The organism is Microbacterium sp. (genome assembly GCF_030149085.1).
Taxonomy (GTDB): Bacteria; Actinomycetota; Actinomycetes; order Actinomycetales; family Microbacteriaceae; genus Microbacterium.
Genome location: NZ_JASBSF010000020.1, coordinates 1 through 9,198 on the forward strand (window position 1 = coordinate 1; position 9,198 = coordinate 9,198).

Annotated in this window: 10 protein-coding genes; 8 read left to right on the top strand and 2 right to left on the bottom strand. The window is 68.0% G+C overall.

Annotated features, from left to right (window positions below; translation table 11 throughout):
* On the top strand, nucleotides 1-1,434 hold a 1,434-nt coding region (locus Q1V87_RS00735), incomplete at its 5' end, for a Re/Si-specific NAD(P)(+) transhydrogenase subunit alpha (RefSeq protein ID WP_300590429.1).
* The gene (gene pntB / locus Q1V87_RS00740) at nucleotides 1,431-2,888 is read left to right on the top strand and encodes a Re/Si-specific NAD(P)(+) transhydrogenase subunit beta (RefSeq protein ID WP_300590430.1); all 1,458 of its coding nucleotides are present in this window, start codon (nucleotides 1,431-1,433) and stop codon (nucleotides 2,886-2,888) included. The genes Q1V87_RS00735 and pntB, both read left to right, overlap by 4 nt.
* Before the next feature lie 23 nt (nucleotides 2,889-2,911).
* Here the strand turns inward: pntB and Q1V87_RS00745 are convergent, their stop codons facing one another.
* Nucleotides 2,912-3,310: a hypothetical protein gene (locus Q1V87_RS00745; protein ID WP_300590431.1), complete on the bottom strand. Its 399-nt coding sequence runs from the start codon at nucleotides 3,308-3,310 to the stop codon at nucleotides 2,912-2,914.
* A gap of 247 nt (nucleotides 3,311-3,557) precedes the next feature.
* Between Q1V87_RS00745 and Q1V87_RS00750 the strand changes: the two genes are divergently transcribed.
* The 5 genes from Q1V87_RS00750 to Q1V87_RS00770 are packed head-to-tail and all read left to right on the top strand — an operon-like array spanning nucleotide 3,558 to nucleotide 7,498.
* The gene (locus tag Q1V87_RS00750) at nucleotides 3,558-4,418 is read left to right on the top strand and encodes an exodeoxyribonuclease III (protein WP_300590432.1); all 861 of its coding nucleotides are present in this window, start codon (nucleotides 3,558-3,560) and stop codon (nucleotides 4,416-4,418) included.
* 39 nt (nucleotides 4,419-4,457) lie between these two features.
* Nucleotides 4,458-5,297, top strand: a complete 840-nt coding sequence (locus tag Q1V87_RS00755) for a hypothetical protein (protein ID WP_300590433.1) — start codon at nucleotides 4,458-4,460, stop codon at nucleotides 5,295-5,297.
* A complete protein-coding gene (locus tag Q1V87_RS00760) occupies nucleotides 5,227-5,628 on the top strand; it encodes a 3-oxoacyl-[acyl-carrier-protein] synthase III C-terminal domain-containing protein (RefSeq protein WP_300590434.1) in 402 nt (133 codons plus the stop codon). Before Q1V87_RS00755 ends, Q1V87_RS00760 begins: the two co-directional genes overlap by 71 nt.
* Nucleotides 5,615-6,331, top strand: coding sequence for a methyltransferase domain-containing protein (locus Q1V87_RS00765; protein ID WP_300590435.1), 717 nt, complete (start codon nucleotides 5,615-5,617; stop codon nucleotides 6,329-6,331). Before Q1V87_RS00760 ends, Q1V87_RS00765 begins: the two co-directional genes overlap by 14 nt.
* A 3-nt stretch (nucleotides 6,332-6,334) precedes the next feature.
* The gene (locus tag Q1V87_RS00770) at nucleotides 6,335-7,498 is read left to right on the top strand and encodes an NAD(P)/FAD-dependent oxidoreductase (RefSeq protein WP_300590436.1); all 1,164 of its coding nucleotides are present in this window, start codon (nucleotides 6,335-6,337) and stop codon (nucleotides 7,496-7,498) included.
* Here Q1V87_RS00770 and Q1V87_RS00775 read toward each other — a convergent pair.
* Nucleotides 7,479-8,342: a UbiA family prenyltransferase gene (locus Q1V87_RS00775; RefSeq protein ID WP_300590437.1), complete on the bottom strand. Its 864-nt coding sequence runs from the start codon at nucleotides 8,340-8,342 to the stop codon at nucleotides 7,479-7,481. The two genes, Q1V87_RS00770 and Q1V87_RS00775, sit on opposite strands and share 20 nt — an antisense overlap.
* A gap of 193 nt (nucleotides 8,343-8,535) precedes the next feature.
* On the opposite strand from Q1V87_RS00775, the gene Q1V87_RS00780 reads away from it, so the two are divergent.
* On the top strand, nucleotides 8,536-9,084 hold the full coding sequence (locus Q1V87_RS00780) for a hypothetical protein (RefSeq protein WP_300590438.1): 549 nt from the start codon (nucleotides 8,536-8,538) through the stop codon (nucleotides 9,082-9,084).
* Nucleotides 9,085-9,198 lie beyond the last annotated feature (114 nt).

A 9,198-nucleotide genomic window follows, 5' to 3' on the forward strand; every position in this document is an offset into this window, starting at 1 on the left:
GCGGCATCCTCGTTCCCCGATGCGGCGTACACGGATGCCGGGGCCGAGGTGAGCGACCGTGCCGGCGCGTGGGGTGCAGACATCGTCGTGACGGTCACTTCGCCGACCCCGGACGATGTGGCGTTGCTTCGAGATGGCGCAACTGTGATCGGCATGCTCGCGCCGGCGTTCCGACCCGAGGTTCGGGAGTCCCTCGCGACCCGCGGGATCACCGCACTTTCGTTGGATGCCGTTCCGCGCATTTCTCGCGCGCAGTCGATGGATGTCCTGAGTTCGATGGCGAACATCTCGGGGTACCGCGCCGTCGTGGAGGCAGCACACGAGTTCGGCCGCTTCTTCACCGGTCAGGTGACAGCAGCCGGCAAGGTGCCACCGGCAAAGGTACTGGTCGCCGGGGCCGGCGTCGCGGGACTCGCCGCGATCGGGACGGCTGCGAGCCTCGGCGCGATCGTTCGCGCGACCGACCCGCGGCCCGAGGTCGCCGACCAGGTGAAGTCGGTCGGCGGACAGTACCTCCCCGTCGAAGTCGACGAGGTCATGGAGTCTTCCGACGGATACGCCAAGGCGACGAGCGAAGACTACGATCGCCGCGCGGCCGAGATCTACACCGAGCAGGCCGCGGATGTCGACATCATCATCACGACAGCGCTGATCCCCGGGCGCGCAGCGCCGCGGCTGATTACGGCATCCGATGTCGCGCAGATGAAGCCGGGGAGTGTCATCGTCGATATGGCGGCGGCGCAGGGCGGCAACGTCGAGGGATCGGTTGCCGGCGAGCGCATCGTGACCGAGAACGGCGTAACGATCCTCGGCTACACGGATCTTGCGGGGAGACTTCCCGCGCAGGCGTCGCAGCTGTACTCCACGAACGTCTACAACCTGGTCGCGCTGCTGACCCCCGGCAAGGACGGGCAGCTCACGATCGACTTCGACGACATCGTGCAGCGTGGTGTCACCATCGTTCGCGACGGCGAGTCGACCTGGCCACCACCGCCCGTACAGGTCTCGGCCGCACCGAAGCCGGTCGCGGGGGAGCCTGCCCCGAAGCCAGAACCGAAGAAGGCGCCCGCGTGGCGGACCCCGGTGCTTCTCGGGGCAGCGGCGGTTCTCCTGTTCGTCGTGACCGCGATCGCACCGCCACCGATCCCCCAGCACTTCACTGTGCTGGTCCTGTCGATCATCATCGGCTTCTTCGTGATCGGCAAGGTGCATCACGCCCTCCACACGCCGCTCATGAGCGTGACAAATGCCATCTCGGGCATCATCGTCGTCGGCGCGATGCTCCAGCTGGCATCCGGGGAGCTCATCGTTCAGATTCTCGCCGCCGTCGCGGTGCTTCTCGCCAGCATCAACATCTTCGGAGGCTTCGCGGTGACCCGCCGAATGCTCGCCATGTTTTCCAAGGGCACCGACTCAAAGGGTGAGGCCCGATGAACGCCGCGTCGATCCTTCTCCACAGCGGTGCGTCAGTGTCCGCCGCGAGCGCGTCGGTTGCGGCATCCGTCGCAGGCGCCGCCTACCTCGTCGCGGCGCTGCTGTTCATCCTGAGCCTGCACGGCCTCAGCAAGCACGAGACAGCCCGCCGCGGTGTGCTGTTCGGCATCGCGGGCATGGTTATCGCCATTGCCGCGACGATCTGGCTCACGGTCGAGCAGCTCTGGGGACAGCCGCAGGCCGCGATCGGTCTCACACTGCTGGTGGTCGCGGTGCTGATCGGCGGATCGATCGGGCTGTGGCGCGCACGCGTCGTCGAAATGACCGGGATGCCCGAACTCATCGCGCTCCTCCACAGCTTCGTGGGCCTTGCGGCCGTCATCGTGGGGTGGAACGGAGCACTGGACCCGGGCGAGATCGACGGTGCGCTGCTCGGCATCCATCATGCGGAGGTCTTCATCGGGGTCTTCATCGGGGCCGTGACCTTCACGGGATCGATCGTCGCGTTCCTGAAGCTCTCGGCCCGCATCTCCTCGAAGCCGCTGATGCTGCCGGGCAAGAACGTCCTCAACCTCGGCGCCCTCGTCGCCTTCGTCGGCCTGACGGTCTGGTACGTCATCACGCCGGATCTGTGGCTGCTGATCGTGGTCACGATCCTCGCGCTGCTGCTCGGCTGGCACCTCGTTGCCTCGATCGGCGGCGGCGACATGCCCGTAGTCGTCTCAATGCTCAACAGCTACTCCGGTTGGGCCGCCGCGGCGGCAGGCTTCATCCTCAGCAACGACCTGCTCATTGTGACGGGCGCGCTCGTCGGCTCCTCCGGCGCCTACCTGTCGTACATCATGTGCCGCGCCATGAACCGTTCGTTCATCTCCGTTATCGCCGGCGGGTTCGGGATCGAGGCACCGAAGTCGACGGATGCCGAGACCGGCGAACACCGCGAGATCGACGTCACCGGCGCTGCCGAGCTCCTCGCCGAGGCGGACCGCGTCATCATCACCCCGGGCTACGGCATGGCTGTCGCCCAGGCGCAATACCCCGTAGCCGAGCTCACGGCGAAGCTGCGCGAACGCGGCGTGGACGTGAGGTTCGGCATCCATCCCGTCGCGGGACGCCTTCCCGGGCACATGAACGTGCTGCTGGCCGAGGCCAAGGTGCCGTACGACATCGTGTTCGAGATGGACGAGATCAACGACGACTTCGGTGAGACATCCGTCGTGCTCGTCATCGGCGCGAACGACACCGTCAACCCCGCCGCCGCCGAGGACCCGGGCAGCCCGATCGCCGGGATGCCGGTGCTACGGGTGTGGGAGGCCGACAACGTCATCGTCTTCAAGCGGTCGATGGCCTCGGGCTACGCGGGCGTGCAGAATCCACTGTTCTTCCGCGAGAACGCCCAGATGCTCTTCGGCGACGCGAAGGAGAAGGTCGAGCAGATCCTGCGGGAGCTGTAGGCGCAGCATCCGTTTCTGCGGCGTCAGCGGGGACTGCGGGCGAGGAACGGGCGGGGCCAGGCGCCGAGTGCGAGCACTGCGAGTGTGGTCTGAATGAGGCCGGTTGCGAAGTAAATGCCGTGGAGCGGCGACCACACGAGCATGATGGCGATCTCGACGAAGATCCAGATCATCATGATGAGCCCCGCCGCCGCGTGCATGCCAGCGGCCAGTCGATACCTGCCGTACTGCGCCGCAAGCGCGAGCGCCTGCGACCCACCGACGACGACCCCGAGGATGACGCCAGGCCACACGTACGACGTGAAGACCGAACCCTCGATCCACTCCGTCGGGATGGGCATGAAACCGAGGGTGAGACCCGCCATGCCCAGCAGCGCGGATGCGAGGTTGAACCAGGCGACAACCTGAAGCGATATCGACACCCCACCGCGAGCCGACCATGGACCGCACGCTACGCCTCGATCTGGGTCCAGGCAGCGGAGGGGGCCGGATCAATTCCCTGCCTCCCGTGCCGGCGCCGTCGCTAACTCCGCACACTCGGCTGGCGCACAGCATCCTCACGCCGACACGACCCGGCGTCGGGCCCGGAACTCAGGAGTTAGCCACACCCCGCCCCGGAGCCCGCGTCGCGAAGCGGGCGAGGTCGGCGGGCGACTCTAGGCTGAGATCATGCGCCTTGCCACCTGGAACGTGAACTCCGTCCGCGCCCGGGTCGACCGGATCGTCGACTTCGCGGTGCGTGAAGACATCGACGTGCTGGCGATGCAAGAGATCAAGTGCAAGGTCGAGCAGTTCCCGTTCGAGCAGTTCGAGCAGGCGGGCTTCCACGTCGAGGCCCACGGGTTCTCGCAGTGGAACGGTGTCGCAATCGCCAGCCGCTCCCGCCCGACCGAGGTCGAGACCGCCTTCGCCGGGATGCCCGGCTTCGCCAAGGGGCACGAGGGTCCGGATGCTCCGCAAGAAGCCCGCGCAATCGGGGCGACCATCGACGGCGTGCGTGTCTGGAGCCTCTACGTCCCCAACGGCCGCGCCCTCGAAGACCCCCACTACGTCTACAAGCTCCACTGGCTCGAGGCGCTGCGCCAGTACACCGCCAGCACCCTGGCTGCGACCCCCGACCTGCCGCTGGCCCTGGTCGGCGACTTCAACATCGCCCCGACGGATGCCGACAACGGCGACCCCACGATCATCGAAGGGGTATCCACTCATGTGTCCCCTCCCGAACGTGAAGCCTTCGCCTCTCTTGAGCAGGCGGGGCTGAGCGATGTCGTCAGACCCCTGATTCCCACGGGGTTCACGTACTGGGACTACAAGCAGCTGCGGTTCCCCCGGAACGAGGGTCTGCGGATCGACTTCGTTCTGGGCTCACGCGCTCTCGCGGATGCTGTGACGGATGCTGCCATCCACCGCAACGAGCGCAAGGGCGAGGCGCCGAGCGACCACGTCCCCGTGGTCGTGGATCTCGACCGCGCACGACTGTTCCCCGGGGCAGCCGACGAGGACGATGACCGCCCGATGATCTTCGGCTGAGGCGGCCCCGCCGAGGCACCCGACGCCTAGGGTGAGTGCATGGGAGTGCAGCTCATTGGCATCGGCACCGCGGTGCCGGAGTTCGCGCTCTCGCAATCCCAGGTGAGGGACCTGTTCCTCGCAGAACCGGATATCGCGCCCCTGACGGCGCGACTCGTCCGCGCCGCCTACGACAACTCAGCGATCGAGCGGCGCCACACCGTCATCGAAGATCTCGCCGGTGGTGGCGGAGACTTTCTCGAGCCGGAGACTCACGCGGTGCGCAACCCGGGGACCGCTACGCGCAACGCCCGATACGCACGCGAAGCGCCGCGACTGTCGGAGGCCGCCGCACGGCGTGCACTCGAGAACGCCGGCGTCGAGCCCGGTGAGATCACCCACGTCGTCACAGCCAGTTGCACCGGGTTCTACGCTCCGGGCCCCGAGTACCGGCTCGTCCGCGACCTCGGGCTGGATTCGACGGTCGAGCGCGAACACATCGGCTTCATGGGGTGCGCCGCAGCGATTCCCGCGCTGCGCTCGGCCTGGCGCATCTGCCTCACCGACCCCACCGCGACAGTGTTGGTCGCGTGCACCGAGGTGTGCTCCATCCACATTCGCTCGTCATCCGAACCCGACCAGATCGTGGCCTCCGCCGTCTTTGCCGACGGTGCGGCAGCGGCGGTGGTCACCGCGCCCCCCGCAGCACCGAGTTCCCACCGCACCGTCAGCCCCGCCCCGTGCGCTGGAATTGACGGGCTTCACCACCGCCCTCACGACCGACGGCGAGCAGGACATGGCGTGGATCATCGGCGACCACGGTTTCGAGATGACACTCACCGGCAACGTTCCTCGCATCGTTGGACGCGAGGTCCGCGCAGCGCTCGCACCGATCCTTGATCGCACCGGCGCGATTGATCAGTGGGTGGTGCATCCGGGCGGGCGCAGCATCCTGGACAGGTTCGAGCAGGCGATGGATCTCGACGAATCAGCTCTGCAGCGGTCCCGGGCAATCCTGCGCGACTACGGGAACATGTCCTCTGCCACCGTGCTGTTCATCCTCGCCGACCTTCTCGGAGATCCCACGGTGGCCGTGGGCGAGCAGGTGCTCGTCACGGCGTTCGGACCCGGCCTGGCGGTCGAGAGCGCGGCAGCTCGCATCGCACCGCGCCAGCCTGCAGACACAACGGAAAGTGTGCGCGTGGGGCAGGCGGACAGTGCGCGTTCGTGACGAGGCTCTTCGCGAACTGATGGATGATCCGCACTGCGACGAGCGGATGCTGCTCCGCACGGTACGCCGGTTCGGGGTGGTGAACCGGGCGGTGGCGGGATGGGGCACGATCTACAGATCCCGTCTGCGCCCCTACCTTCGCTCCCGAGCTGACGAGCAGCGTGAGGCGCCGGTCCGGATTCTCGACGTCGGATGCGGCGGCGGCGATGTCACTCTGAACCTCGCACGACGCGCCCGAGCAGACGGCTTCGCGGTGGAGGTGTGCGGAATCGATCCCGACACGCGGTGCCTGTCTGTCGCGACCTCGCGCCGATCCGAGCCCGGCGTGACCTTCCGCGGCACCCACGCCGCTGACCTCGTCGAGGCGGGCGAAGAGTTCGATGTCGTCGTCTCGAACCATGTCCTTCATCACCTCAGCCGGGACCAGTTGCACGAGCTGTTCGCGCACACCGACGCGCTGGGTGCCGAGCTCGCGCTGCACAACGACATCGCCCGGAGCAGAACGGCATGGGTCCTCTACAGCCTCGGCATCCTGCCGTTCGCGCCCGGAACCTTCTTGTTCACCGACGGCCTCCGCTCGATCCGTCGCTCATACACTCTCGCCGAGCTCCAGCAAGAGGTCCCGCCGGGATGGACGGTAACCGCGCCGGCCCCGTTCCGCGTTGTCGCCGCTCGAAACTCGCGCACCACTGGCGGGGTGTGATCCATGCGTGTCGTGATCGTTGGCGCGGGTCCGGTGGGCACGCTGCTGGGCGCCGAGCTTGCCCGCCTGGGCGTGGAACACGTCACGCTCGAAGCGCGTGAGGCCCCCGGCGCCGGATCCCGAGCCATCGGCATCCATTCCGCCGCTCTGTTGGCGATGTCAGCCTCGGGGGTGACCGAGCGCGTCCTGGCCACCTGCCTGCGAGTCCGCGAAGGCGAGGCCAGGGTCGGTGGCCGGACCGTGACCACGATCCGCTTCGGAGCGGTGCGGGCCGGGTCACTCGCATTGTTCCCGTTCGTCGCGACCCTCCCGCAGGCCGCCACCGAGGCTGCGATCGCCGGTGCGGCGGCCAGCCACGGCGCCGCCGCCCCGCAGCGTGGAATCCAGGTGCTCGACGTGATCGACGAGGGATCGTCGTGTCGGGTGATCACCGACCGCGGCGAGGTGCGCGGTGATGCGGTCGTGATCGCGGCGGGGTCTCGCTCCCGTCGCATCAGTAGCCTCACCCGGGACGGGAAACGCCGCGCGTACCCCGACCGGTACGTCATGGCCGATGCTCCCGATGACACCGTCGACGGGCCTCGCGCCATCGTTCACCTGCATCCAGACGGCGTCCTGGAGTCCTTCCCCCTGCCCGGCGGCTTGCGGCGATATGTCGCCTGGCACCGCCCGGGCTCCACCGGCACCGCAACTGATGACGTGACCACCCTGCGTGACGCCGTCAGCCGGCGTGCGGGATCCTCTGGCGACACGATCACGACCGCGACGACCTTCGGGGTCGGCCGATTCGTCGCGCGCCGGATGCTGCGCGGACGGGTTTTGGCGATCGGTGACGCGGCCCACGAGGTGAGCCCCATCGGCGGGCAGGGCCTCAACCTCGGGCTCATCGACGCAGCGACGCTCGCGCCGCTGCTCGGAGAGTGGAGCAGCACCGCAGAGCAGCCGGCCGCACTGCTCGCGTGGGAGCGTCGACGGAGAGCCGCCGCGAAGACCGCGGCCCGGATCGCCGCGCTGAACACCGTGGCCGGGCGTGGTCACGGTGGCTTCGGCGCCGCCGCGCGACTCGCCGGCATCCGTCTCGTGCCGGCGCGGCTCCTCGCGCACGCCTACGGGATGGGTTTCGATCCTGATGCCCGCATAAGCCACCTCACGCCGCAAACGCGGTGAGAACCAGTTGCGCGGCGAGGATCAGACCGGACGCCATCACCAGTCGGAAGACCACGCGGTCCGGCTTCCGGAGCGCGCGGAGCAGACCCGCGACCGCGCACGTCACAACGCTCACTGACGCAGCGAGCGCCACGGCGCGGGGCGCCTCGCCGAACGATCCGACCAGCACGACCACGGTCCCCGCGATGACGGCGGCGAACGCGGCTATCGCACTCGGCGTGGCACCGATCCGGTGACCGAGTCCGCGCACACCCGTCGCCTCGTCGTCGGCGAGATCGGGAAGCACGTTGGTCAAATGAACTGCCACACCCAGCAGCGCACCGGCGGCTCCCTGCCACCACGGAGCCACCGCAGGCAGGGCAGCTGCCAGGGTTGCGAGCGAGGGCAGGATGCCGAAACTCACCGCGAACGGGATCACCGATGCCCATGTGGACTTCAGCCAGGCGTTGTACGCCCACGCCGAGGCCAGAGCGATGCCATGGGCGAGGCAGAACTGCCACCCGATAACGCCGGAGACACCCAGCGCGAGCACGAGCGCGACGCCCGCTGCAGCAGCGACCGCTCTGCGCGAGATCACGCCCGCCGCGATCGGCTTGTCGCGACGCCCGACGGCGATATCGCGCGGGGCGTCGATGGCGTCGTTGGACCATCCCACAGACAGTTGGCCGAAGAGCACAGCCGCGACGGTCAGGGCGATGCGCTCCACTCCGATGTCGGCGCCGACGGCGAGCAATCCGGCGAGCGTCGTGACGACCACCGTCGGCCCAGGATGCGAGCACGCCAGCAACGCGAGCACCCGGCCCCCGAATCCTGTCGTGACCGGGGAGGTCTGCCGGCTCGCCATTCCCTCACAGTACGCGTCAGCACACCGCGCCCGGCGCGCCGAACGCAGGATCAATCCGCACTGCCGACCCCTGGCGGCTCGTCTCGCCCATCTGATCCTGCGATCGGGACGGTGGCCGGCCCCGTCCGGCGGGCGCGAGGCCTCCCCCATGAGACGGATGTGACGTGGCATGGGATCGACGTAGCGTGGATGGGTGAGTGATCCGACGCGTGCCACCTCGTGGTGGGTTCCGCTGCGAGGCGATGTCTGGCTAGCAGTGGCACTGTTCGTCACGGCGGTGTTGAGCACGGCCCTCGGCTCGGTCGCGGGAATCTACAGCCAGACCGAGGTCGACCTCCGTTTCGCCCTCCTGTATGCCTTCGGCGTCACAGCACCACTCGCATGGCGGCGGCGCCTACCCAGCACGGTCGCGGTCGCGGTGTCGATCGCGTTCTTCCTCGGCATGACGGCGCGCATCCCGGAGCTCTACGTGGGAAACGTTGCCGTCTTCATCGCCTTCTACACGGTCGGGGCGTGGGTAGACGATCGGCGCCGCGCGTTCATCGTGCGCATGGTGATCATCGTGGGGATGTTCATCTGGCTGCTGGTGACGATGTTCATCGATGCCACCGCCCCCACCGACGAGGGACTGTCGCGCGCAGGGCTTTTCTCGCCCTACGTGGCGTTCATGCTCATCCAGTTCCTCGTGAACGTCGCCTTCTTCGGCGGCGCTTACCCTCGATCCACCGATGAGCTTGGGTGACAAGCGGGTGCCGTGACGCAGAAATGCCCCTCTGATCAGGAAGAATAGTGATTGTCTAGACCGCTGTTCGACCGATCCGAGAGGCATCTCGTAGGTGCAATTCAAGCATGCTCC